Raw genomic sequence first — 21,419 nt, 5'->3', positions numbered from 1 at the left:
TGGCCATGACCGAGTCCGCGCGGGTGCGCGGGCGCCGTCCGGCGCACGGCGAGCCGGTGGTCGACCGGGCGCTTTCCCTGCTCTCGACGTTCGACGCGGAGCACCGCACGCTCACGCTCGCCGAGCTGAGCCGCCGGGCCGAAATGCCGCCGAGCTCCGCGCTGCGGCTGGCGAACCGGCTGGTGGACTGGGGTGCGCTGGAGCGCGACGACACCGGCCGGTTCTGTGTCGGGCTCCGGCTGCTGGAAGTCGCGACGCTCGCGCCGCGCGGCCACGGGCTGCGGCAGGTGGCGCTGCCGTTCATGAACGACCTCTCCGAGGTGACGCACCAGCACGTCCAGCTCGCCGTCCGCGACGGGATGCAGGCGATGCTCGTCGAACGGCTTTCGGCGCACCAGGCGACGCCGGTGGACTACCGGATCGGCGGCCGGCTTCCGTTGCACTCCACCGGGGTCGGCCTCGCGTTGCTGGCCTTCGCGCCCAAGGAGGTGCAGGAGGAGCTGCTTTCGAAGCCGGTCTACAGCGAGCCGGACAACCGGCTCATCCCGGCGGACGTCCTGCGCCGCACGCTCGCCGAGGTGCGCCGCGAGCGGCTGGCGATCTTCCGGCGCGAGGACGAGCACCATTCGATCGTGTCCGTCGCCGCGCCCGTCTTCGGCCGGGACGACACGGTGGCGGGTGTGCTCGGTGTCCTCGTCCCCAAGCGGATCGCCCAGCCCCGGCGGCTCGGACTGGCCGTGCAGACCTCGGCCCGCGGCATCTCCCGGGAGCTGGCCGGCCGCTGAGGCTGCCATTCAATGGCACGGCGGTGGGTGGCGCGCCGGATCGGCGGTCATCCTCGGCGCCATGCTCCCTCTGCTCGACGACCACGGCGTCGCCTTCCGCGATCTCGACGGCGACGGCGTGATGGCCCCGTACGAGGACCCTCGCCGTCCGGTGGCCGAGCGGGTGCGCGACCTGCTCGCCCGGATGACCCCGGCGGAGAAGACCGGGCTGCTGTTCCACGCGCCGGTCGCCGTCGCCCCGGACGGCGGCGTGGTCGACGCGCCCGCCGGGTTGCTGCCGGCCGCGCCCACGACGTCCGTGCTGCGCGACGGGCACCTGCGGTGCCTGAGCCTGATGGCGCCGGTCGCCGCCGGGCCCCTGGCCCGCTGGCACAACCACGTCCAGGACCTCGCCGCGCACAGCCGGCTCGGCATCCCGGTGCTGCTGTCGTCCGACCCGCGGCACTCGGCGAACGAGAACCCGCTGACGTCGGTGCCGTCCGGTGGTTGTTCACGCTGGCCGGAGCCGCTCGGGTTCGGCGCGCTCGACGACGAGGACCTGGTGCGCGAGTTCGCCGCGACCGTGCGGGCGGAGTACACCGCGGTCGGCGTCCGGCTGGCGCTGCACCCGATGGCCGACCTGGCCAGCGAGCCGCGCTGGGCCCGGATCTCCGGCACGTTCGGCGCCGACCCGGACGTCGTGGCCCGGCTGGCCGCGGCCTACGTCGAAGGCCTGCAGGGGCCGGCGCTCGGCCCGGGTTCGGTGGCGGCGATGGTCAAGCACTGGCCGGGCGCGGGACCGCAGGCCGGCGGGCTCGACGCGCACTTCGCTTCCGGGCGCGACCAGGTCTACCCGGCCGGGTTGTTCGAGTTGCACCGCGACCGGTTCCGGCCGGCACTGCGAGCCGGGGCCGCCGCGGTGATGCCGTACTACGGCCGTCCGGTGGGCGTGCCGGGGCTGCGTGAGGTCGGGTTCGCGTTCGACCCTTCGGTGGTGGCCGGGCAGTTGCGCCGCGACGAAGGCTTCGACGGCTTGGTGTGCACCGACTTCGGCCTGCTGACCGACAGTGTGCTGGCTGACGGGACTGTGTGGCCGGCGCGCGCGTGGGGTGTGGAGCACCTGGACCGGACTTCGCGGGCGCTGCTGCTGCTCGACGCCGGGGTTGACCAGTTCGGCGGGGAATGGTGTCCCGAGGTGATCATGGGCCGGGTCGGGGCGGCGCGGCTCGACGAGTCCGCCGGGCGGGTGCTCACCTTGATGTTCCACTTGGGACTGTTCGAGAACCCTTACGTGTCCGAGGAAACCGCTGCCGTCACGGTCGGTCGTTCCGACTTCGCCGCGGCGGGGGCCTCGGCTCAGCGGCGGTCGATGGTGGTCGTCACCGACGCCGGCGTACTGCCTCTTGTGGACGGTGTCCGGCTCTACGTCGAAGGCGTCGACCGGTCGGTGGCCGAGCGCTATGCGTCCGTTGTGGACACGCCGGAGGAGGCCGAGGTGGCGCTGGTGCGCTTCGGGGCGCCCTACGAGCCCGCTGCGAAGCTGCCCGAGGCGTTCTTCCATCAGGGTCGCCTGGACTTGCCCCCGGATCAGCTCGAGCACTTCACCGCGCTGGCCGCGAGGGTGCCGACAGTCGTCGACGTCTTCCTCGAGCGCCCGGCCGTCCTGCCGGAGGTCGCCGCGGCCGCGGCCGCGCTGCTGGGGGACTTCGGCGCCACTGACGACGCCGTCCTCGACGTGGTGTTCGGCCGTGCCCGCGCGGAGGGCCGGTTGCCGTTCGAACTGCCGTCTTCGATGGCCGCCGTCGAAGACCATCCCGAAGACCTCCCGGGCGGGACGGTCGATCCGCTGTTCCCGCTCGGCCACCCGAAAGGCTGACCGTATGCCGATCCATCCCGCTGTCGCCGCGAAGCTTCCGCTGCTCGACGGTGTCCCGTCGTTCGAGGCGTTGGTGACCGATCCCGCGTTCCGCGACCGGATGGTGCAGTTCATGACGCCGTCCGTCGGTAATCCGCCGCCGGTGGTCAAGACCCGCGAGGAGACCGCGGCCGGGGTGCACGTCCGCGTCTACTCGCCCTCGCCGGAGGACGCGGACGGGCGGCCGTGCCTGGTGTGGCTGCACGGCGGCGCGTTCAAGATGGGCGACCTCGACATGCCGGAGGCGGACTGGGTGGCGCGCGAGGTGGTCACGCGCACGGGCGCGACGGTGGTGAGCGTCGACTACCGGCTCGCGATCCCTTACCCGGCCCCGCACGACGACGTGGTGGCGGCGGTGCGCTGGGTCCGTGATGCGCTCGCGCCGTCGCGGGTCGTGCTGGGCGGCGCCAGTGCGGGCGGCAACTTGGCGGCGGGCGCGGCCCTGCGCCTACGCGACGACGACGGCTGGGTACCGGCGGAGCTGGCACTGGTCTACCCGGTGCTGCACCCGGAACTCCCGCCGCCATCGGCCTCCTTGACGCGGCGGATGGCCGAGGTGCCGCCGATCCTGCACTTCCCGCCCGACGAGGTCCGCACGATCACGGAGGACTTCCTCGGCGGCCCGGCGAGCAGCGCGGACGGTTACGCGATGCCGGGCTTGGCGGTGCTCGAGGGGCTGTGCCCCACGCTGCTGCTGACGGCCGAGTACGACGACCTCCGCCCGTCGGGGGAGAAGTTCGCCGCCGCCCTGGCCTTGGCCGGGGTCGACGTGCGTCACGTGCAGATCCCCTCGATGCTGCACGGGTTCTTGGGGCTGCCGTCGGCGATCGAGCCGGTGGACCAGGCGCTGCGGCTGGTGGCCGGCCTGCTCGCCTAGCACCGCGTTCAGCCGAGCCCGCGCAGGAACTCCACCGAGCGGTCGACGATCGCACCGACGTCCGGGGCGTCCACCCACATGTGGCGGGCGCCCGGGACCAGGTCCAGTTCCACCGGCGCACCCGCGTCTCGCAATGCCGAAGCCAACTGGCTGCTCTGGGTCGGGGGCACCATGTCGTCGGCGTCGCCGTGCATCAGCAGGATCGGCGGGGCATCAGCACGAACGAAGCTCAACGGGCTCGCTTGCCGCGCTAAGGCCGGGTTGTCGCAAGGCGCCACGCCGAGCAGCTCGGTCTCCCGCGAGACGTCACCGTCGAGGCCGAGCAGATCCGTGGGCGGGTACCACGCGACAACCCCGTCCACGTCACCGCCGTCCAACGCGGCCAGCAAAGCGAGGTGCGCACCCGCCGACTCGCCCCACAGGAACGTCCGGGAACAGTCCACTTCGGACCGAAGCCAGGCGACGGCCGCGCGCACATCGTCCAGCTGGGCGGGAAACTGCGCCTCCCCGCTCAGCCGGTAGTCCGCCGCGGCGACCACAAAACCCCGCGAGGCCAGCGTCGAGCACAGCGACGCAGGGATCGTGGTCCGCCGGGAACCCCGCCGCCAGCCGCCGCCGTGCAGGTACACGATCGCCGGGAACGAGCCGTCGCCCGGCGGCCGGTGCAGGTCGAGTTCCAGGGGCCGGAAGCCCAGGACCTCGCGGTACACCGTCACGCGGCGGGCACCTTGTGGAACCGGCCGCCCTGCATGATCGCCAGCAGGTTGTCCTTGTCCTGCAACAACGTCACGTCCGCGGTCGGGTCGCCGCGCACCACCAGGACGTCGGCGAAGTAGCCCTCGGTGAGCACGCCGACCGGCATGTCCAGCACCTGGCCGCCGAACTGCGTGGTCGCGCGCAGCGCCTCGGCGGGGGAGTAGCCGAACAGCCGCACGAACAGTTCCAGGTCGCGGGCGTTGCGCCCGATCGGGTTGTTCGGGAAGCCGTAGTCGCCGCCGGGCAGCACCCGCAGGCCGCGTTTGCGCAGCTCCGGGTACAGCTGCTCCATCGCGGCAAGAGACTTCACCGAGCCCATCTTCTCCGCCAGCGCCGCGTCGATGCCGAACTCCGCACCCTCGTGGACGTTCGCCCACATGATGCCGACCGCCGGGGACAGGAAGATCTTGTCCTTGTGCTCCTCCAGCAGGTCGATCGCCTCGGGATCGGCGTACGAGCAGTGGTAGACCGACCGGAACCCGCTGCGCACCGCCAGCTTGATCGACTCCGGCGACTGCGCGTGGCAGTTGAGCCACACCCCGGACTCGCGCGCCTGCTCACCGGCCGCGGCGGCTTCCTCCGCGCTGTACTGGGTGACCATCGAGCCGCCCTCGAAGAAGACGTCGTCATTGCTCATCAGCAGCTTGACGCTGTCGAAGCCCAGCTCGGCCTGCTCGCGGATGAACGCCCGCACTGCCTCGGGACCGATCTCCTTCGGCTCCGGCCCCTTCGGCCCCATCTGCACCGGGTTGTTGTCCCGCTCGAACGACGCCGCGCGCATCCGCGGCCCCGGGACCTCGCCCGCGGCGATGCGGTCGCGCAGCCGGACCTCGGTCGGCACCGGCGTCAGCGACCCCGCGGAGTACGCGCTGGTGAAACCGTGGTCCAGGAGGATCCGCGCGTTGCGCTCGGCGAGCGCGAGGTGCTCGTCCGGCGTGGGCATGTGGTGGAAGAACGAGACGTCCAGCGGCGGGTTGAACGACGGGTCGACGTGCCCGACCGCCGACGGGAACGTCAGGTGCGCGTGCGACTCCACCAGCCCCGGCATGACTGTCGCGCCGCGGCAGTCGACGACCTGATCACCCGGCTCGGGTTCGACGCCGGAGCGCACGGCTTCGATCCGGTCGCCGCGGACGACGACGTCTCCCGGCACCGCCGGGGCGCCGGTCCCGTCGAACACCCGGCCGCCGGTGAAGATCACCCTGGTCTCGCTCATCTGCCCGTCCTCACTGACGAGAAATCATGCGCCGATCATGTTGTAGCCGCCGTCGGCGACCATGAAGCTGCCGGTCATGTGGCTCGCGTCCTCGGACGCGAGGAACAGCGCGGTCCCGGCGAGCTCCTCGGGGCGGGGGATGCGGCCCATCGGGGTGTCGTTGCGCAGCTGCTCGCCGCGCCCGGACTTCCAGTCCTCGCGGCCCAGCGTCGCCTCGGTCTCGATGAAGCCCGGCGCGAAGACGTTCACCCGCACGGTGGGGGCGAAGGCGCGCGCGTACGACTTGGTCAGGCCGATGATCCCGTACTTCGCCGCCGCGTACTGCGGGGCGCGGGCGCTGCCGCGCGCCACGACCGTCGAGCCGATGTTGACGATCGCGCCGCCGCCCTGGGCGAGCATCCGGTCGCCGAACTCGTGCGTGCACAGCAGTGTGCCCTTGATGTCGACGGCGAGGACGTGGTCGATCGACTCCTCGGTGATGTCCCGCCACGACATCTGGTCGCGCGCGACGTCGCCGACGTTGTTGACCGCGACGTCGACCCGGCCGAAGTGGCTCCACACCTCGTCGGCCATCCGGCGGATCTGGTCGTGCTCGGAGATGTCCGCCTGCACGAGGAACGCCTTGCGCCCCAGCGCTTCGACCCGCGCCGCGGTGCGCTCGGCACCGGCCCGGGACCCGCGGTAGTGCACGGCGACGTCGGCGCCCTCCTGCGCGGCGCGCACGGCGATCTCGGCGCCGAACCCGGTGCCGGCGCCGGTGACGAGGACGGTCTTGTCGGTGAATCGCACGAAAGAACTCCTTAAACGAGGGTGCGGCCGCCGTCGGCGTACAGCACGTGACCGGTGACGAACGCCGAGCGCTCGGAACAGAGGAACAGGACCGGGCCGACGAGGTCGTCGACCGTGCCGAGCCGCCCGGCCGGGACGAGCGACGTCAGCTCGTCGCGGACGCCGGGCCGGTCGAGGTGGTGGCGGGTCAGCCCGGTCTCGGTGTAGCCGGGCGCGACGGTGTTCACGGTGACGCCGCTGCCCGCCCATTCCCGGGCCATCACCCGGGCGAGCTGGTTGACCCCGCCCTTCGTGGCGGCGTAGGGCGCGTGGTGCGGGTGGGCGAGCAGGCCGGACACCGACGACAGGTAGACGATCCGGCCGTGCCCGGCCGCCACCATCACCTCGCCCGCGGCCTTGCCGGTCCAGAACGCGCTGTTCAGGTTCAGCGTGACGATCGATTCCCAGACCTCATCTGGGGTCTCGAGCACCGGGCGCCGGTCGTTGACGCCGACGGCGTGCACGAAAACGTCCAGCCCGCCAAGCAGCTCGACGGCCCGGGCGACGCACTCGCGGCTGCCCTCGGCCGTGGCCAGGTCCGCCCGCAGCGTCTTGGTGCCGACCGCGGCCAGCCGCTCTTCGTCGAGGTCGGCGACCACGACCTCGGCGCCCGCTTCGGCGAGCGCCGCGGCGACCCCACCGCCGATGCCGCCGGCCCCGGCGACCAGGGCTTTCCGCCCGTCCAGACCCAGCCAATCCACTCCGCGCGCTCCTTCGATCCTCGGTTCTGCCGACGGTAGGTTCCGAGCGCGGGCCGAGGAACGACCGTGCCATTGGTTGGCAACCCCCGGCGTCAGAAGAGGGCTCGCTGGTGGGATGGCCGGCATGAGCAGGCTGCCGCACCTCACCCCCGACGACCTCGACCCCGAGCAGCGGGCGCTGTACACCACGATCACCGGCGGCCCCCGCGCCGCCGGACCACAGCGGTTTTCCCTGGTCGACGACGACGGCGTGCTGACCGGCCCGTTCAACACGATGCTCCTCGCGCCACCGGCCGGGCAGGCGCTGCAGGGGCTCGGCGCCGCGATCCGGTACGAGACGACGCTGACCGATCGCGTCCGCGAGCTGGCGATCCTCGCCGTCGCCGCCCGCTGGGACTGCGCGTTCGAGCGGCACGCCCACGAGCCGCACGCGCGAGCCGCCGGGATCACCGAGGCGCAGCTCGAAGCGGTCCGCGGCGGCGCGATGCCGGAACTCGTCGACGAGACCGAGCGGGCCGCGCTGCGGTTCGTGTTCTCGCTGCTGCGCGAGGAGGACGTCGACGACGTGACTTACGCCGAGACCGTGCCAATCATTGGCAACCGGATGGCCGTCGAGCTCACCACTTTGGTGGGCTACTACGCAACGCTGGCCCTGCAGCTGCGGGTCTTCCGCGTCACCGACCCCGGAGGAAGCAGACACCGATGAAGCTCGTCACCTTCAACGACAACCAGGTCGGGCGCATCGCCGACGACCAGGTGCTGGAACTCGACACCGCCTCGACCCGCGAGTTCTTCGAACGCGACCGGGACGTGCCCGAGACCGGCCGTCGTTACCCGCTGGCCGAGGTGCGCCTGCGCGCGCCGATCGTGCCGAAGAAGTTCTTCCACACCGCGGGCAACTTCCGCGAGCACCACGAAGACCTCGCCCGGGTCAACTGGTCGCACCCGGTGAACAAGGGGATCGTCTTCTTCCAGAACGTCGACGCGATCATCGGCCCCGGCGACGCGATCGTCTACCCCGAGCACCTGACGTCCGAACTGGACTACGAGCTCGAACTGGCCATCGTGCTCGGCAAGCCGGGCAAGTTCTTCAGCGCCGAGCAGGCGGCCGAGCACATCGGCGGCTACCTCGTTTTCAACGACATCACCGCGCGCGACATCCAGCGCCGCGAGATGGAGTCGGGCGTCTTCTCCTTCTCCAAGGCCATCGACACGTTCTGCCCGATCGGCCCGTACATCGTGACCGCCGACGAGATCGAGGACCCGCACAACCTCGACATGGAGCTGCGCGTCAACGGCCAGGTCCGGCAGAAGTCCAACACCGGGCGGATGTCCGTGTCGATCCCGCAGCTGATCGCCTACCACTCGCCGCAGACCTACAGCGCGGGCGACCTCATCACGACCGGCACCGTCGCCGGTGTCGCGGCGAGCACCGAGGATCCCTTCGCCAACTACCTCAAGCCCGGCGACGTCGTCGAGGCCGAGATCGAAGGCATCGGCGTGCTGCGCAACCGCGTCGTGTCCTGGCAGGACGCCCACGGCACCCCGCCGCCGGCCGCGGACCAGTGGATCTGATGCGCCTGTCCACAGTGGACGACCGAGCCGTCCTGCTCGCCGGCGACGGCGTCATCGACGTCGCCCGGGCGAGCGACGGCCGCTTCGGCCCCGACCCCATGGCCGTCCTCGAGCAGTGGGCGGCCTTCCGGGGGTGGGCGGCGAAGGCTTCGCTGCCCACCACGGAACCCCTGGCCGGCCGCGCGTTCGACGCGCCCGTGCCACGGCCGCGCCAGGTCTTCGCGATCGCCCTCAACTACCCGCCGCACGCCGCCGAGGCGGGTTACCAGCAGCCCGCGGATCCGTTGGTGTTCACCAAGTTCCCGAGCTGCATCACCGGCCCGGACACGACGGTGGAGCTGCCCGGCGACCGCGTCGACTGGGAGGTCGAGCTGGTCGTCGTGATCGGCAAAACCGGCCACCACGTCGCCGTAGAGGACGCTTGGGACCACGTCGCCGGGCTGACCGTCGGGCAGGATCTCTCCGAGCGCGGGGTGCAGCTGCTCGGCACCCCACCGCAGTTCTCGCTCGGCAAGTCGTTCCCCGGCTTCGGCCCGACCGGCCCGGCCCTGGTGACGCCGGACGAGTTCCCCGACCCCGGCGACCTGCGGCTGGTCACCGAGCTGAATGGCACGGTCGTCCAGAAGGCCCGGGCCGGCGAGATGATCTTCGACGTGCCCGAGCTGATCGCGCGGCTCTCGGCGATCTGCCCGCTGCTGCCCGGCGACCTGGTGTTCACCGGAACTCCGGCCGGCGTCGGCAACCGGATGAGCCCGCCGCGCTACCTCGGCCCGGACGACGTGCTGGTCAGCCGGATCGAGGGGATCGGCGAACTGCGGACCCGCTTCAGCGCAGGAGCGTCTCGAACGCGATCGTGAAGAACGCGGCGAAGCAGGAGCCGTCCTTGGCGGCACGTTCGCCGACGATGGCGCCTTCCCGAGCGTTGACGAGGAACCGGCCCAGCACCTCCGGATCCTGCGCCGACGTCACGGACCCGTCGGCCTGGGCTTCGCGGATCGTGTCCGCCACGGCCGCCGACCGGCTTCCTCCCAGACGAAGTGGCCCGCGTCGAGGACGTCGAGCCGGCTGTGGGGCAGCCGCTCGTGCAGGTACTCGGCGTTGGCCGTCGGCACCACGGGGTCCTTCCGCCCGGCGATGATCTGCACCGGCGTCTTGATGCCGGGCAGCAGGCCGCCGAGAACCGGCAGCTCGGCGGGATAGGCACGGATATAAGGCATCTGCTCGACGAACCGCTGGCCCGATACGCGGCGAGGTAGTCCTCACGCACGACGTGCGGCTTCACCAGCCCGAGCGCGTCGGCGATCCGCACGACGAACTCACCCATCGCCCGCGGCGACAGCAGTTCTTCGCGCAGCTCGGAGTGCCCGAACCCGGGCAGATTCACGGCGACCAGGTGGGCGTGCGCCGCTAGCCTCGCCCGGCTCGCGTCGAAGGCGAACAGGCTTTCCGGCCACGGGCTCAGCAGGAGCGCGTCGGCGTCGCGCGGCCCGTCGCTCTCGGCGTAGCGGATGGACAACCCGTCGATGCTCCGGAACCGGGGCGTGAGCTCAGTCATGACTACACGTGACGCCGGAGGGTGGACAGGGCACGGTGCTGGCTCACCCGAACCGCGCCCGCGCTGGGCATGCCGAGCGTCGTGGCCGTGTCCCGCGCGGACAGTCCCAGGAGCACCCGCAGGACGACGACGTTCCGCTGCCGCGCCGCCAAGTGGCCGAGCAGGCAGTCCACCCGCTCCCGGCCTTCGGGATCTTCCGAGGGGGAGAGCTGCAAAGCGGCCAGGTGTGCGACCGGTGAGCTGGCGTCGCGGGTGCGGCGGCGCCGGGCGTCGACCACCTTGTGCGCTGCGATCCCGTAGACGAAGCCCAGGAACTTGTCGGCGTCGTACCGGTAATGGGGCAATGCGCGCAGTACGCCGAGCAGGACTTCCTGAGCGCAGTCTTCCGCGTCGCTGTCACGCACATTGCGGCCGCCCAGGCGGGCGCGGCAGTAGGTGAGCACCGCGGGGCGGACCAGCCCCAGCACGGTGTCCGTCGCGGTGGGGTCACCCGCCATCGCCGACTGCAGCAGGGTTCCGTCGACCGTCATCGGCTGCTCCTCGGACGCTGGTGCGTTCTGCCGTGCCGAGGTCCGGGGCCGTCCGAACAGCCTAGGCTCCTTGGGCCACCCACCAGAAAGAATCCCCCGGATGGGGGATGCGCCTGGGGTTGCAAAAGAAGGTGCCCGCCGAAACCCCTTGGGAAGCCAGGGTTTCGGCGGGCGGTGGTGAGCGATTCCCTTACACCGTCGACGTCCGTTCCGGCTCGGGCGCCGGCACCTGCGGTGTGCCGGGGCCGCGTGAGGCGCCGCGCGCGGCGATCCAGATCAGCGCCACGCCGCCGGCGAGCACGAGCAGGCCCACACCGAGGACGAAGGCCGCGACCCAGCCCAGTGCCGGGACCGTCGCGCCGGCTTCGACCTGGGCCACGACGCCGCGTGAACCGTCGGCGTTCATCACCACGAGCGTCCAGTCGCCGTCCTGCACCGGCCATTCGAGCGTCTGGGTGCCCACGCCGGTGGCGCCGGCGGCCCAGATCCCGGCCTCGCCCGGGCGCACGCCGAGCGCGCCGCCGGGGTGGATCACCGTCACGGCACCGTTTTCCGTCAGGTTCGTGACGGTGCTGTACTCCGCCGCGGCGAGGTAACGCGAGACGTCCGCGGTCCTGGCGATGCCGACGAAGACCGGCTTTTCGGCGCCGGTCGCGCGGATCCGCGTCTCGCCGACGGTCGCGGCCCAGCCGGCGGCGCCGGCTTCGACGCCGTGGAGCTGGATCGGGTCGCTCGTGAGGGCGTACCCGCCGGCGGAGAAACCGTTCGAGGCGCTGAAGTAACCGTCGGCGTCGCGCTGGGTGCGGTCCGCCCACAGGACGGCCGCGCCACCGGTGAGCAGGCCGGCCGAAACCAGGACGAGCACCGCGCCCGCGATCGCCGCCGCGGTCCGGCCGCCGGTCCAGCCGGCGTGCCCGGGTGCGGGCGTGTCCGGCGACGGTGCCGGCTCGGTGTCACCCGGCTCGGCCCCACCCTGGTCGAGGCGGAACGGCGGGTAGACGTCGGTCAGCAGCGACACGTAAGCGGCCACCCGCAGCACCCAGCGGTCCAGGCCGAGCAGGAAGTCGAAGAGCGGCCGCGGGTACCGGCCGGTCACCAGCAGGATGACCCCGGCCACCAGCACGAGGACGCCGACCAGGCCGCCGGCCGCCCAGGTGAAGCCGTCCGAGCCGTCCCGGCCGGCGAGCCAGCTGCCGCCACCGGCGAACAGGCCGACCAGGACCAGGTGCGGGAGGGCCAGCAGCCACGACTTCACCAGGACGAGACCGCGCGAAAGGTGTTGCGGGTACTCGACTTCCAGCCGCGCCGGGTAGTCCGGTACATCGGCGAGCGTGAACGGGGGATACCGGTCCGTGCCGAGCGCGCTGCTCGCGTAGAACTGGACGCGCCAGCTCCAGCGCAGGACGCCGACCGTGAAGTCGAAGAGCGGCCGCGGGTAGCGCCCGGTGATCAGGATCGCGAAGAACGCCACGACGCCGACGAACGGGTAGGCGAACCACAGGACCGCCAGGATCAGGTAGTGGGGGACCGCGAGAACCCACTTCACCAGCCAGAGCCAGCGCGACAGGGGTTCGTCGAGCCGGGCCTCGACCCGGATCGGGTAGCTGCGTGCGGCGGTCATGGTGGTCCTTCCTCGGGTCGTGAACGGGCCGCGCCGGTTCCGCCCCCCGGCGTCCGGATCGGCGTGCGGCCACGCCGGTGTTCCGGCGCGGCCGTTTCACCCCTCCAGCGTGGCGGCGCACAGCCCGCGGACCAGGGTCCGGCGACCCCGGCCGCCCGGCGAAGGTCACCGGATCGGGCTCAGCCCTCGTGGACGGTGACCGGGCAGCGCGCCGGCGACGAGCAGGACGCCCCGGCGAGGGTCGCCGATGCCAGCTTCGCCACGAACGCGCCGGGGGAGCCCGCCTCCGCGAACAGCGCGCGCTGCAGCTGCGCGCCGGTTTCCCCGGCACGCACCGCGGCGAGCTGCCGCTCGACCGTCGCCAGGTCCCCGGTGGCCAGCAGAGCGGGGTGGACGTACTCCAGCAGCCGGTCGACGATCAGCCGCTGCGGGAGAACTTCGCCGGTGAAGGGGTCGATGCCGTGGCCGGGGCCGCCGTCGCGGGCCGCGGCGGTGAGCGACGCGGCGACCAGCGGCGTCCGGACCGGCCGGGGCGCAACACCGGCCCGAGCCTCTTCGAGGATCGTGACGACGAGGGCGCGGACCAGGCCCGCGCACAGCACCGCGTCCTCGGCGGTGAGGCCGACGTCCGCGATCCGGATCTCCACGGTCGGGTACTTCGGCGAGAGCCGGGCGTAGAAGTAGACGCCGTGGGCGTCCATCGCCTCACCGCGGCGCACCGATTCGTCGACGCTGGCGGAGTAGGCGGCCACATCCGGCCAGTCCAGCGGGGGTTTTGCCGTCGGCCAGCGCGACCACAGCGGGTACCGGCCGCTGGCCCACCCGGAGTCGGCGCCGTGCGCGAACGGCGAGTTCGCGCTGAGCGCGAGCAGCGGGGCGAGCCAAGGGCGCAGCCCGGCCAGGACCCGGACGCCGAGCGCCGGCGACGGGATGCCGACGTGCACGTGGCAGGCGCAGGTGCCCGCCTGCGGGATGAGCTCGGGGAACCGCGCGGCCAGCGCCTGGTACCGGGGTTCGGCGGTGACGCCGGGCAGCCCCGGCAGGTCGCCGCACGGCGGTGTCCCGGACGCCAGCAGCAGGCAGCCGGCGTGCCCGGCCGCGTCCGCGACGAGCCCGCGCAGCCCGAGCAGGTCCGCCCGGAGCTCGTCGAGACCGGTGCGGATCCCGGTGGCGGTTTCGATCTGGAAGCGCAGGAACTCCGGCGTCACCGCGGGTTCGCCGTCGAGCAGCGCCAGCACACGGGGCGCCGCGAGCGCCACCCCGCCGTTCACCGGGTCCGCGAGGACGAATTCTTCCTCAACACCGAGGGTGAGCCGATCCCGTTCCGGCAGCGGAAGTCGCACGTGCAAGGCCGGCTCCGTCCTTCGATGGGATCGCCAGTGTCGTCCGGTCGCGGTGCGCCGGAGAAGGGCCGCCGGTCCTCCATCGGGGAACTTTCGGCCCTTCCGCGGGCCGACGGGACCGAAGGCCTCGGGTACCCTGCGGAGGCGCTTCCTGCCGTGAGGAATCGCCGATCGCAGAACCGGGAAGCGCTGACGAGGGTGTCCACTATTCGTGACGAGTGGGGTGAGAACTCCTCGCTGGGTCGCCTGTGGGCGATGCTGACCGCCTTGGCGGAAGAACGTGACCGGACGCCGTCGGTCGAATTCGTGTGCGAGGTGGCCGCGGAGCGGTTCGGGACCGAGAGCGCCTGCCTGATCGTCACCGGGCCGACGGGGATCGCCGAGCTGCACAGCTCGATCGGCAAACTCGGCCACCGGATCCCCGAGATCGAAGTGATGGTGGGGGAAGGGCCGATCCGGGACGCGCTGGAGCTGGCGTCCACGGTGCTCGTCACCAACCTCGACGCCCAGCCGGTGCTGCGCAGGTGGCCGCTGTTCGCGCCGCTGGCCGCCGAGGCGGGGGCGAGGGCGTGCTTCGCCTTCCCGCTGGCCGTCGGCGTGGTCCGGGCCGGTGTGCTCGTCCTGCTGCACGACGCGACGCTGGCGCCCGGCGCGGCCGCCCTCCGGGAAGCGCTGGTCTTCGCCGATCTCATCCTGGCAATGCTGATGGGGGACCAGGTCGCCCGGCAGGGGAAGGCCCCCGGGCCGGCGCAGGACGAGTTCCCGATCGTCGGTCCCGAGGTGCACCAGGCGACCGGGATGGTGGCCGCGCAGCTGGACACCGACCTGGACACCGCGTTCGCCCGGTTGCGGGCGCGGGCCTTCGCCGACGAACGCCCGCTGTCCGAAGTCGCGGCCGACGTCGTCGCGCGCCGGCTGCGCTTCGACCCCGATCCGGACATCCGATGACCGAAGCCGGCGGCGGTAGGCTGCCGGAGTGGGAAGGACGCCGATGCGTGAAGCCGGGCTGATCGACACCCTCGTCGAGCTGGCCGACACGCTCACCGGCGACTTCGACCTGATCGACTTCCTGCACCTGCTGGCGGGCCGGTGCGTCGAGCTGCTGGACGCCGACGCGGCCGGCGTCCTGCTGGCCCACCCGCACGGCCGGCTCCAGGTCGTCGCCAGTGCCGACGAAGCCCCCGAAGTCGTCGAGCTGTTCCAGATCCAGGTCGACGAAGGACCGAGCGTCGACGCCTGGCTGGCTGGTGAGCCGGTGAGCCACCCCGATCTCGCGGACAGCGGCAGCCTGTGGCCCCGACTGCGGGAAATGGCGGCGACAGCGGGGTATTCGGCGGTCTACGCCGTCCCGATGCGGCTGCGTGACGAAAACGTCGGGGCGCTCTGCCTGTTCAAGGCCACCACCGGCGAGCCCGGTGCGGATTCGGTGCGGGCGGCGAAGGCGATGGTCGACGTGGCCACGATCGGCCTGATCCAGGCCCGGGTGGCCCGGGAACAGGAAGTCCTCGTCGAGCAGCTGCAGACGGCGTTGCACAGCCGGATCGTCATCGAGCAGGCGAAGGGCTTCGTGGCCGAACGGCTCGGGGTGGACGTCTCGGCGGCGTTTGCCCTGCTGCGGGGATACGCGCGGTCCCGGGAACGGCGGCTGACCGAAGTCGCGGGCGAGGTCGTCACCCGCTCGGCGAACGTCCAGGACCTGTTCGACGGCGTCGAGGGTGAGAAAGGTTCCTTCGGCCCCCGGGCCGGGGACGTGTGACCCTGGGCAGGCCTCGGCCCGGTTGGACACGCTGATCGGAGGCCGGACGCCCGTTTCGCGGACTCGGGTGCGCACCGGTCACCGAAAGGACGACGCATGCTGATCCAGATCAGCACGGACCGGACCATGCCCGGCGGTGAAGAGCTGATCCGGCACTTCGAAGCGGAGCTCGCCGGCAAGCTGTCGCGGTTCAGCGACCACATCACGCGCCTGGAAGTCCATTTCAGCGAAGAAGCCGCGGCCGCCGAGGGACTGGACCGGCGCTGCGTGCTCGAGGCCCGGCCGGCCGGGCGGCGGACGGTGGCCGTCAGCCACCACGCGGGCTCGGTCGGCGACGCGTGCCGGGGTGCGGTGCACAAGCTCGAGAGTGTGCTCGAAAGCATGTACGGCCGGCTGGACCACCACAAGGGCGGGGACTCCATCCGGCACCAGGACGCACCGTGACCGTCCTCAATGGACCGACTACCGCCCGGACGAGACACCGCAAGGAGATCCGATCGTGAAACCCTTCGCCGTCGACCTCCCGCACCCGCGCCGCCCGCTCCTCGAGGTGGTTCCGCCGTCGGTACCCCGGCCGCGGCCGGCCGTGGAACCCGTGCCCGGGCGCCGGTACCAGGACCTGACGATCACGCTCGAGTGGTGCGGCCGCACGCTGGTCGTCGCCGCCGACGGCGACGTCGACCTCAACACCGCGCCCATGCTCCGCGACGCGCTCGAAGCAGCCCGGAACCGGGCGCCGAGGCGGATCATCGCGGACCTGTCCCGCGTCCGGTTCCTGAACAGCGCCGGGTTGGCGGTCCTGATCGACGCGCATCGCCGGTCCGGGCCGGGCACCGGCCTGCGGCTGGTGGCCACGACCCGCGCGACCTGGCGGCCGTTGCGGCTCGTCCAGGACTGCGAACGGCTGGTCATCCATTCTTCGCGGGAAGCGGCCGTTGCCGCATCGAGCCGTCCGGAGGGCAGTGCCCGCTGACCCGGCGAGGTCAGCGCCGGCGAGCCTGCGGGCTGCTTCGCCAGCGCCGGGGAACCACCGGCGTTTCTTCGGGCGGCCCGTCGTCGGCCGGACGGCCTTCGGCGGGCGAGAGACCGAGGACGGCCAGCAGCTCGACGCAGTCGTCGGCGTCGTGCGAGGCCGATGCGACCACTCGAACGGCCTGGCGCCGCTGTTCGCCGGTGAGGGTGAACGGATCCGTCGCGTCCGCGGGCGGCCACTTTCGCGGGCCGGTCATCGGACCGCGGTGGGGGAAAGGATGATCATGCCGGCCCCTCCGGTCGGGCTCGACCACGGGAAGTGGTGCCGCCGGGGATCGGGGCGGAGTCGCCGGGCGCCGGCCGGCACCCGGACCCCCGAATGTAGTCCTCCCCGGCCGGGCCCGGGGACGGCAAACGGGTCGGATTCCCGGCCGGCGGTCAGCGCGGGGGTGCCGCTGACCGGACAGTCCTTTGTGGACTCAAGCGGGCAGGTGCACGAGCCGGTCCGGAAGTTACCGGAGCTGAGCTAGCCGCGGCTCGGGCGCATCGCGGCGACGACCGCGGTGGCGACGACGAGGTGCATCAGCATCAGCCCGACGACGTTGGCCGCCGTCGCGCCCGCCGTCAGGAGCAGCAGGTCCGGGATCCAGGTGAGCACGAGCACCACGGGCACGACCACGCGCAGCGCCTTCGGGGCCCGCCGGGCGATCAACGTCCAGCCGATCGCGCCGAGGAGGACCCCGACCACCGTGGCCGGCAGGTAAGCGGCGGGGGAGAGACCCGTGCCGGTGCCGCCGTCGTCGAGCGCGGACGCCACCAGGTAGATGGCCGTGTTCACGGCAAGTGCCGCGAGCGCGGCGATTCCGAGCCGGAGGGCGACGGCGGTGGTCGGGGTGGCGGTGGTGGTCATCGCTCCTCCTTGGGTTGTGTGTTAAACCCAAAGGTAAGTTGGGTTGCGTGTTAAAGTCAAGCGGTGGACGACGGACAGCAGCCGGTCGAATGGCTCGACAGCCGGCAGGAACGGGCCTGGGTCAACCTGGCGAAGGTTTTGCTCACGCTGCCCGGAGCGCTGGAAAGCCAGCTCCTGCGCGACGCCGACCTCACGCTGCTGGGCTACATGATCCTGGCCCGGCTGGCGGTGGTGCCCGAGGAGACGCTGCGGATGAGCGAGGTCGCGGAGATGGCGAACGGTTCGCTCCCGCGGATTTCGCACGCGGTCGCGCGGCTCGAAGACCGGGGCTGGGTGACGCGGACGGTGCGCACCGGGCAGGGCCGCCGCTTCACCGTGGCGACGCTGACCGACGCCGGCCGGAAACACCTCGACGCGTCGGCGCCCGGGCACGTGGCGAACGTGCGGCGGCTGGTCGTCGAGCCGCTGGGGGAGGACTTCGAGCGGCTCGGGACCGCCGTCGGGCGGATCGTCGAGGCGCTCGGGCTGCCGACGAAGTTCCTGAGGCAGTAGGTTCCGGCGCGGGGCGGTGGCCCCGCGCCGGAGACGTCACGCGTTCTGCGAATCCTCGACCGGGGTCCGGTCGGCCGGCCCGGAAGCCTTGGCGCTGTTGGCCTTCTGTCGCACCAGGGCCACCATCACCGCGCCGAGCAGTCCGGCGATCGCGAACACCAAGAAGCCCAAAGAGGACAGTCCACTCGCGACCAGGATGCCGCCCAGCCACGGCCCGAACACCGCGCCCAGCCGGCCGACGCCGGACACCCAGCCGAGCGCCGTGGCCCGGCTGTCGGCCGGGTAGTAGGCGCCGACCGCCGCGTAGATCAGCGTCTGCGCGCTGAACAGCCAGGCGCCGGTGAGGAACACGACGACGTAGGTCACCAGCAGCGGCATGTGCAGCGCCAGCAGGCCGACGCCGCACGCGGTCAGCGCGAACCAGATGATCGCGACGGGCCGCGCGCCGAACCGGTCCGCGAGCCGGCCGGCGATCAGCATCCCCGCGATGCCGCCGAGGTTGATCACGAGCAGGAAGCTGATCGCCGAGCCCAGGTTGTAACCGTTGCCGCGCATCATGGTCGGCAGCCAGGTGTTGACGCCGTAGACGAGCAGCAGCCCGGCGAACGAGGCGATCCAGAACAGCAGCGTCGTCAGCCGGACCGTCGGGGTGAAGAGGCCGCGCAGGCCGCCGCGGCGGTCGGTGGCCGGCTCCGGCGCGAACGCCTCGAGCGGGACGGCGAACTTGTCGGCGATCGCCCGCGCCCGGTCAGTCTTGCCCTTGGCCAGCAGGAAGGTCATCGACTCCGGCAGCAGGAAGACGATCGCGGGCAGCACCGGGACGAGCAGCAGCGCGCCCAGCCAGTACACCGAACGCCAGCCCAGCGACTGCACGAGCGTCATCCCGAGTGCGCCGGCCAGCGCCCCGCCGGCCTGGTGTGCGGTCATCACGGTGGTGACGGCGAGGTTCTTCCGCCAGGCCGGCGCGTACTCCATCACCATGGCGATCGCCGACGGCAGCAGGCCGCCGAGGCCGACGCCGGCGACGAACCGGGCCCCGCCGAAGAACTCGACCGTCGGGGCGGCGGCGCAGGCGGCCGCGGCCAGGGAGAACACGGTGACGCCGGTGATGATGATCTTCCGGCGGCCGATGCGGTCGGTGATGATGCCCGAGGTCAGCGCCCCGAGCATCATCCCGAACGTCGTCAGGCTGCCGATGGTGCCGCCGCTGACCGGGGTCAGGCCGAATCCCTTGTCGGCGAGCACACCCGGCAGGGTCGCCCCGTAGACGAACAGGTCGAGCCCGTCGAGCAGCACGAGGACCCAGCACAACGCCGTCACCCGGACGGAGAGCCGAACCGTGGCGGCGGTCGAGCCGCCGATGGCACCTGTGGACATCCTCGTCCCTTTCGTCCAGGGGCTGCGAGAGTGTCCGAAGCTACATCGGTTGAGATATTGAACACAAGACTCAATTCAAGATTGTTAACAATCCTGTGAATCAGCTATGTGTGCAAGTTGGTCACGAGCCGCGCCGGCGATGTCGGCGCGGACGCCCAGCTCGCCGAGCATCTCCGCGGCGGCCGCCATCTCGGCGGTGCGGCGGACGGCGTGCCGGTACGAGCCGTCGACCAGCCGGTCCACGGTGGCCGCACCGGCGCCGGTGAGCTCGTCGACGACGATCTTCCGGAGCCAGTCCTCGCAGCCCGCGGCCCGGGCGGCCTGCAGGGCCTCGACCACGGCGGCGGACATCCCCTTGAAGAACACGCTGCGCAGCAGCTTGCGTTCGGCGGCGAGCCCGGCTTCGCCGGCCATGACCTCGACCGCGGCGCCGAACGAGTTCAGCGCGGTGGCGACGGTCCCGGCGGCGGCGCCGGTGGCGAGCATCGGGACCCGCAGGCCGCGGCCCGGGACCGGCGCCATGATCGCGACGTCGGCGAACGGCACGCCGTGCGCGGCGGCGATGCCGGCGAGTTTGCGCTTGGTGCCGGGGGAGGCGGTGTTGAGGTCGGCCCACGCCGTCCCCGTCCCCGTCCGCAGGCCGGCCAGGCCGGCTTCGAGCGCTTCGACGGCCGCCGCCGAGCTGTTCACGCTGAGCACCAGGTCGGCGCCGTCAGCCGCTTCGGCTTCGGAGCTGGTGGCGACCACGCCGTCGGCCGCGGGCACGGCCGGGTCGTAGCCGCGCACGACGGCTCCGGCGGCGACCAGGTCGCGGGCGAGCGCAATGCCGGCTTCGCCCAGTCCCAGTACCGCGATGGTTCCGGTCATAGCAGAATCCTCTCTACAAGCTACGATCGAGTACACGATGTGCTCGACAAAATTGTCAACAAACGGAGTCGGGGTATGACCGAGAGTGCTGCGGACCGGCAGCCGGGGGAGCGTTCCGTGGTGGCGGCCATCCGCGACGCGATCGTCCGCGGCGAGTTCGTGCCCAACCAGCGGCTGGTCGAGGCGGACCTCTCCAGCCAGTTCGCCGCGAGCCGGGCGACCGTGCGCGCCGCGCTGATCGAGCTCACGAACGAAGGGCTCGTCGAGCGTGTGCAGAACCGCGGTGCCCGGGTGCGCGCGGTGTCGCTGGAGGAGGCCGTCGAGATCTCCGAAGTCCGGATGATGCTCGAGTCGCTGTGCGCGGCGAAGGCGGCGGAGCGGATCAACGACGCCGAGGTCGGCGAGCTGCTCGAACTCGGCGAGCTGATGCAGGCGGCGGTGGGCACCGGCGACGTCGTCGGGTATTCGGGCCTCAACCAGCGGCTGCACCGCCGCGTCCGCGAGATCAGCGGCCAGCGCACGGCGGCGCAGGTGCTGGAAAGGCTGCGCGGGCAGAGTGTCCGCCACCAGTTCCGCCTGGCGATGCGCCCCGGCCGGCCGCAGGTTTCGCTGCCGGAGCACCTGGCGATCATCGACGCGATCTGCGCGCACCACCCCGAGCGCGCGGCAGAGGCTGCGCGGGTCCACCTGGGAAGTGTGATCGAGGCGCTGCGGGCGGCGGATGCCGCGGAGGTTTCGCCGCTGCACCGCTGATCGGGGGTGGCGATCTGATGTCGTGAACGACTCGTTCATGGCGTCAGGCGCGGTGAACGAGTCGTTCACGGCGGTGGGGACGTGGCTGGGATGGACCCGGGCGGGCGCGCTGTTACTTGCGCGGGCGACCGGGCGGGGGCTCGCTATGACCCGCGCGGGCGGTGCTGCCTTCCGGTGTGGACTGCGCGGGGCGCGCTTTTGCCCGCGCGGGCGGCCTTTCGGTGTGGACCACGCGGAGTGCGCTATGACCCGCGCGGGCGGGCTTCCGGTGTGGGCTGCGCGGGGTGTGCTGTTGCTTGCGCGGGCGGGCTCCCGGTCTGGACTATGCGGGGTGCGCTATGACCCGCGCGGGCGGGGTTGCCTTCCGGCGTGGACTGCGCGGGGTGTGCTGTTGCTTGCGCGGGCGGGGGTTGCCTGCGCGGGCCCGCCGTTGCTCGCGCCGTGAATTGCCCGCCGTGAATTGCCCGCCGGCGTTGCCCGCGGGGCGCTCGTCGGGGGTGCACCTCGCGCAGACTTCCCACATCGCTGCGGGCCACCCATCCGGTAGCGGT

The 21,419-nt window shown here is 72.2% G+C and carries 25 protein-coding genes; 12 read left to right on the top strand and 13 right to left on the bottom strand.

Annotated elements, in window-relative coordinates; genetic code table 11:
• Positions 1–5 precede the first annotated feature (5 nt).
• The 3 genes from ACIA5G_RS13215 to ACIA5G_RS13205 all read left to right on the top strand — a co-directional run bounded on the left by ACIA5G_RS13215 (position 6) and on the right by ACIA5G_RS13205 (position 3,556).
• Positions 6–785, top strand: coding sequence for an IclR family transcriptional regulator (locus ACIA5G_RS13215; protein ID WP_395922994.1), 780 nt, complete (start codon positions 6–8; stop codon positions 783–785).
• A 61-nt stretch (positions 786–846) separates the two neighbouring features.
• Positions 847–2,640, top strand: coding sequence for a glycoside hydrolase family 3 protein (locus ACIA5G_RS13210; protein ID WP_395922992.1), 1,794 nt, complete (start codon positions 847–849; stop codon positions 2,638–2,640).
• Between the two features lie 4 nt (positions 2,641–2,644).
• Positions 2,645–3,556 (top strand): alpha/beta hydrolase fold domain-containing protein, encoded by a 912-nt coding sequence (locus tag ACIA5G_RS13205; protein ID WP_395922991.1) that lies wholly within the window; start codon positions 2,645–2,647, stop codon positions 3,554–3,556.
• Positions 3,557–3,564: 8 nt separating this feature from the next.
• Here the strand turns inward: ACIA5G_RS13205 and ACIA5G_RS13200 are convergent, their stop codons facing one another.
• The 4 genes from ACIA5G_RS13200 to ACIA5G_RS13185 are packed head-to-tail and all read right to left on the bottom strand — an operon-like array spanning position 3,565 to position 7,057.
• Complete coding sequence (locus ACIA5G_RS13200; protein WP_395922990.1) at positions 3,565–4,272, bottom strand: alpha/beta hydrolase fold domain-containing protein; 708 nt, start codon at positions 4,270–4,272, stop codon at positions 3,565–3,567.
• The gene (locus ACIA5G_RS13195) at positions 4,269–5,528 is read right to left on the bottom strand and encodes an amidohydrolase family protein (protein WP_395922989.1); all 1,260 of its coding nucleotides are present in this window, start codon (positions 5,526–5,528) and stop codon (positions 4,269–4,271) included. The genes ACIA5G_RS13200 and ACIA5G_RS13195 overlap by 4 nt, the downstream gene beginning before the upstream one ends.
• Positions 5,529–5,552: 24 nt before the next feature.
• Positions 5,553–6,317 (bottom strand): SDR family NAD(P)-dependent oxidoreductase, encoded by a 765-nt coding sequence (locus ACIA5G_RS13190; RefSeq protein WP_395922988.1) that lies wholly within the window; start codon positions 6,315–6,317, stop codon positions 5,553–5,555.
• Positions 6,318–6,328: 11 nt separating this feature from the next.
• A complete protein-coding gene (locus ACIA5G_RS13185) occupies positions 6,329–7,057 on the bottom strand; it encodes an SDR family NAD(P)-dependent oxidoreductase (protein WP_395922987.1) in 729 nt (242 codons plus the stop codon).
• A 124-nt stretch (positions 7,058–7,181) separates the two neighbouring features.
• Here ACIA5G_RS13185 and ACIA5G_RS13180 point away from each other — a divergent pair, with 124 nt between their 5' ends.
• The 3 genes from ACIA5G_RS13180 to ACIA5G_RS13170 are packed head-to-tail and all read left to right on the top strand — an operon-like array spanning position 7,182 to position 9,489.
• Positions 7,182–7,763, top strand: a complete 582-nt coding sequence (locus tag ACIA5G_RS13180) for a carboxymuconolactone decarboxylase family protein (RefSeq protein ID WP_395922986.1) — start codon at positions 7,182–7,184, stop codon at positions 7,761–7,763.
• Positions 7,760–8,632, top strand: a complete 873-nt coding sequence (locus tag ACIA5G_RS13175; RefSeq protein WP_395922984.1) for a fumarylacetoacetate hydrolase family protein — start codon at positions 7,760–7,762, stop codon at positions 8,630–8,632. Before ACIA5G_RS13180 ends, ACIA5G_RS13175 begins: the two co-directional genes overlap by 4 nt.
• On the top strand, positions 8,632–9,489 hold the full coding sequence (locus tag ACIA5G_RS13170) for a fumarylacetoacetate hydrolase family protein (RefSeq protein WP_395923516.1): 858 nt from the start codon (positions 8,632–8,634) through the stop codon (positions 9,487–9,489). Before ACIA5G_RS13175 ends, ACIA5G_RS13170 begins: the two co-directional genes overlap by 1 nt.
• Here the strand turns inward: ACIA5G_RS13170 and ACIA5G_RS13165 are convergent.
• The 5 genes from ACIA5G_RS13165 to ACIA5G_RS13145 form a co-directional block, all read right to left on the bottom strand.
• Positions 9,458–9,601 carry a hypothetical protein gene (locus tag ACIA5G_RS13165; protein ID WP_395922983.1) on the bottom strand — a complete coding sequence of 48 codons (144 nt, stop codon included), beginning with the start codon at positions 9,599–9,601 and terminating at the stop codon, positions 9,458–9,460. The two genes, ACIA5G_RS13170 and ACIA5G_RS13165, sit on opposite strands and share 32 nt — an antisense overlap.
• Complete coding sequence (locus ACIA5G_RS13160) at positions 9,598–9,849, bottom strand: alpha/beta fold hydrolase (RefSeq protein ID WP_395922981.1); 252 nt, start codon at positions 9,847–9,849, stop codon at positions 9,598–9,600. Before ACIA5G_RS13160 ends, ACIA5G_RS13165 begins: the two co-directional genes overlap by 4 nt.
• A gap of 340 nt (positions 9,850–10,189) precedes the next feature.
• Positions 10,190–10,717, bottom strand: a complete 528-nt coding sequence (locus ACIA5G_RS13155) for a sigma-70 family RNA polymerase sigma factor (RefSeq protein WP_395922980.1) — start codon at positions 10,715–10,717, stop codon at positions 10,190–10,192.
• 190 nt (positions 10,718–10,907) lie between these two features.
• Positions 10,908–12,338: a DUF4389 domain-containing protein gene (locus ACIA5G_RS13150; RefSeq protein ID WP_395922979.1), complete on the bottom strand. Its 1,431-nt coding sequence runs from the start codon at positions 12,336–12,338 to the stop codon at positions 10,908–10,910.
• A gap of 179 nt (positions 12,339–12,517) precedes the next feature.
• Entirely contained in the window at positions 12,518–13,681 is a 1,164-nt protein-coding gene (locus ACIA5G_RS13145) for a YbdK family carboxylate-amine ligase (RefSeq protein ID WP_395923515.1), read from the bottom strand.
• Positions 13,682–13,837: 156 nt separating this feature from the next.
• Between ACIA5G_RS13145 and ACIA5G_RS13140 the strand changes: the two genes are divergently transcribed.
• The 4 genes from ACIA5G_RS13140 to ACIA5G_RS13125 all read left to right on the top strand — a co-directional run bounded on the left by ACIA5G_RS13140 (position 13,838) and on the right by ACIA5G_RS13125 (position 16,410).
• The gene (locus tag ACIA5G_RS13140; RefSeq protein ID WP_395922977.1) at positions 13,838–14,629 is read left to right on the top strand and encodes a GAF and ANTAR domain-containing protein; all 792 of its coding nucleotides are present in this window, start codon (positions 13,838–13,840) and stop codon (positions 14,627–14,629) included.
• A gap of 43 nt (positions 14,630–14,672) precedes the next feature.
• On the top strand, positions 14,673–15,437 hold the full coding sequence (locus ACIA5G_RS13135; RefSeq protein WP_395922975.1) for an ANTAR domain-containing protein: 765 nt from the start codon (positions 14,673–14,675) through the stop codon (positions 15,435–15,437).
• A gap of 96 nt (positions 15,438–15,533) precedes the next feature.
• Positions 15,534–15,881, top strand: a complete 348-nt coding sequence (locus ACIA5G_RS13130) for an HPF/RaiA family ribosome-associated protein (protein WP_395922973.1) — start codon at positions 15,534–15,536, stop codon at positions 15,879–15,881.
• A gap of 55 nt (positions 15,882–15,936) precedes the next feature.
• A complete protein-coding gene (locus tag ACIA5G_RS13125) occupies positions 15,937–16,410 on the top strand; it encodes an STAS domain-containing protein (RefSeq protein ID WP_395922972.1) in 474 nt (157 codons plus the stop codon).
• 10 nt (positions 16,411–16,420) lie between these two features.
• Here the strand turns inward: ACIA5G_RS13125 and ACIA5G_RS13120 are convergent, their stop codons facing one another.
• Positions 16,421–16,666 carry a hypothetical protein gene (locus ACIA5G_RS13120; protein ID WP_395922970.1) on the bottom strand — a complete coding sequence of 82 codons (246 nt, stop codon included), beginning with the start codon at positions 16,664–16,666 and terminating at the stop codon, positions 16,421–16,423.
• Between the two features lie 269 nt (positions 16,667–16,935).
• Positions 16,936–17,319, bottom strand: a complete 384-nt coding sequence (locus ACIA5G_RS13115; protein ID WP_395922969.1) for a DUF6069 family protein — start codon at positions 17,317–17,319, stop codon at positions 16,936–16,938.
• 63 nt (positions 17,320–17,382) lie between these two features.
• Between ACIA5G_RS13115 and ACIA5G_RS13110 the strand changes: the two genes are divergently transcribed.
• Positions 17,383–17,871, top strand: a complete 489-nt coding sequence (locus tag ACIA5G_RS13110) for a MarR family winged helix-turn-helix transcriptional regulator (RefSeq protein ID WP_395922968.1) — start codon at positions 17,383–17,385, stop codon at positions 17,869–17,871.
• Between the two features lie 36 nt (positions 17,872–17,907).
• Here ACIA5G_RS13110 and ACIA5G_RS13105 read toward each other — a convergent pair whose 3' ends face one another.
• Complete coding sequence (locus ACIA5G_RS13105) at positions 17,908–19,248, bottom strand: MFS transporter (RefSeq protein ID WP_395922966.1); 1,341 nt, start codon at positions 19,246–19,248, stop codon at positions 17,908–17,910.
• Positions 19,249–19,332: 84 nt separating this feature from the next.
• Positions 19,333–20,115 (bottom strand): DUF1932 domain-containing protein, encoded by a 783-nt coding sequence (locus ACIA5G_RS13100; RefSeq protein WP_395922965.1) that lies wholly within the window; start codon positions 20,113–20,115, stop codon positions 19,333–19,335.
• Positions 20,116–20,190: 75 nt separating this feature from the next.
• Between ACIA5G_RS13100 and ACIA5G_RS13095 the strand changes: the two genes are divergently transcribed.
• A complete protein-coding gene (locus ACIA5G_RS13095; protein WP_395922963.1) occupies positions 20,191–20,868 on the top strand; it encodes a GntR family transcriptional regulator in 678 nt (225 codons plus the stop codon).
• Positions 20,869–21,419 lie beyond the last annotated feature (551 nt).

This window comes from Amycolatopsis sp. NPDC051758, assembly GCF_044453095.1.
Taxonomy (GTDB): domain Bacteria; phylum Actinomycetota; class Actinomycetes; order Mycobacteriales; family Pseudonocardiaceae; genus Amycolatopsis.
The sequence above is the reverse complement of the archived record's forward strand: the minus strand, read 5'-3'. Positions and strand labels throughout refer to the sequence as shown.

Bases quoted from the DNA above. Each gene is read 5' to 3' on its own strand.
- ACIA5G_RS13215 (WP_395922994.1), top strand. From the start codon at position 6: ATGACCGAGTCCGCGCGGGTGCGCGGGCGCCGTCCGGCGCACGGCGAG.
- ACIA5G_RS13210 (WP_395922992.1), top strand. From the start codon at position 847: ATGCTCCCTCTGCTCGACGACCACGGCGTCGCCTTCCGCGATCTCGAC.
- ACIA5G_RS13205 (WP_395922991.1), top strand. From the start codon at position 2,645: ATGCCGATCCATCCCGCTGTCGCCGCGAAGCTTCCGCTGCTCGACGGT.
- ACIA5G_RS13195 (WP_395922989.1), bottom strand. From the start codon at position 5,528: ATGAGCGAGACCAGGGTGATCTTCACCGGCGGCCGGGTGTTCGACGGG.
- ACIA5G_RS13180 (WP_395922986.1), top strand. From the start codon at position 7,182: ATGAGCAGGCTGCCGCACCTCACCCCCGACGACCTCGACCCCGAGCAG.
- ACIA5G_RS13175 (WP_395922984.1), top strand. From the start codon at position 7,760: ATGAAGCTCGTCACCTTCAACGACAACCAGGTCGGGCGCATCGCCGAC.
- ACIA5G_RS13170 (WP_395923516.1), top strand. From the start codon at position 8,632: ATGCGCCTGTCCACAGTGGACGACCGAGCCGTCCTGCTCGCCGGCGAC.
- ACIA5G_RS13160 (WP_395922981.1), bottom strand. From the start codon at position 9,849: ATGCCTTATATCCGTGCCTATCCCGCCGAGCTGCCGGTTCTCGGCGGC.
- ACIA5G_RS13155 (WP_395922980.1), bottom strand. From the start codon at position 10,717: ATGACGGTCGACGGAACCCTGCTGCAGTCGGCGATGGCGGGTGACCCC.
- ACIA5G_RS13150 (WP_395922979.1), bottom strand. From the start codon at position 12,338: ATGACCGCCGCACGCAGCTACCCGATCCGGGTCGAGGCCCGGCTCGAC.
- ACIA5G_RS13135 (WP_395922975.1), top strand. From the start codon at position 14,673: ATGCGTGAAGCCGGGCTGATCGACACCCTCGTCGAGCTGGCCGACACG.
- ACIA5G_RS13130 (WP_395922973.1), top strand. From the start codon at position 15,534: ATGCTGATCCAGATCAGCACGGACCGGACCATGCCCGGCGGTGAAGAG.
- ACIA5G_RS13120 (WP_395922970.1), bottom strand. From the start codon at position 16,666: ATGACCGGCCCGCGAAAGTGGCCGCCCGCGGACGCGACGGATCCGTTC.
- ACIA5G_RS13115 (WP_395922969.1), bottom strand. From the start codon at position 17,319: ATGACCACCACCGCCACCCCGACCACCGCCGTCGCCCTCCGGCTCGGA.
- ACIA5G_RS13105 (WP_395922966.1), bottom strand. From the start codon at position 19,248: ATGTCCACAGGTGCCATCGGCGGCTCGACCGCCGCCACGGTTCGGCTC.
- ACIA5G_RS13100 (WP_395922965.1), bottom strand. From the start codon at position 20,115: ATGACCGGAACCATCGCGGTACTGGGACTGGGCGAAGCCGGCATTGCG.
- ACIA5G_RS13095 (WP_395922963.1), top strand. From the start codon at position 20,191: ATGACCGAGAGTGCTGCGGACCGGCAGCCGGGGGAGCGTTCCGTGGTG.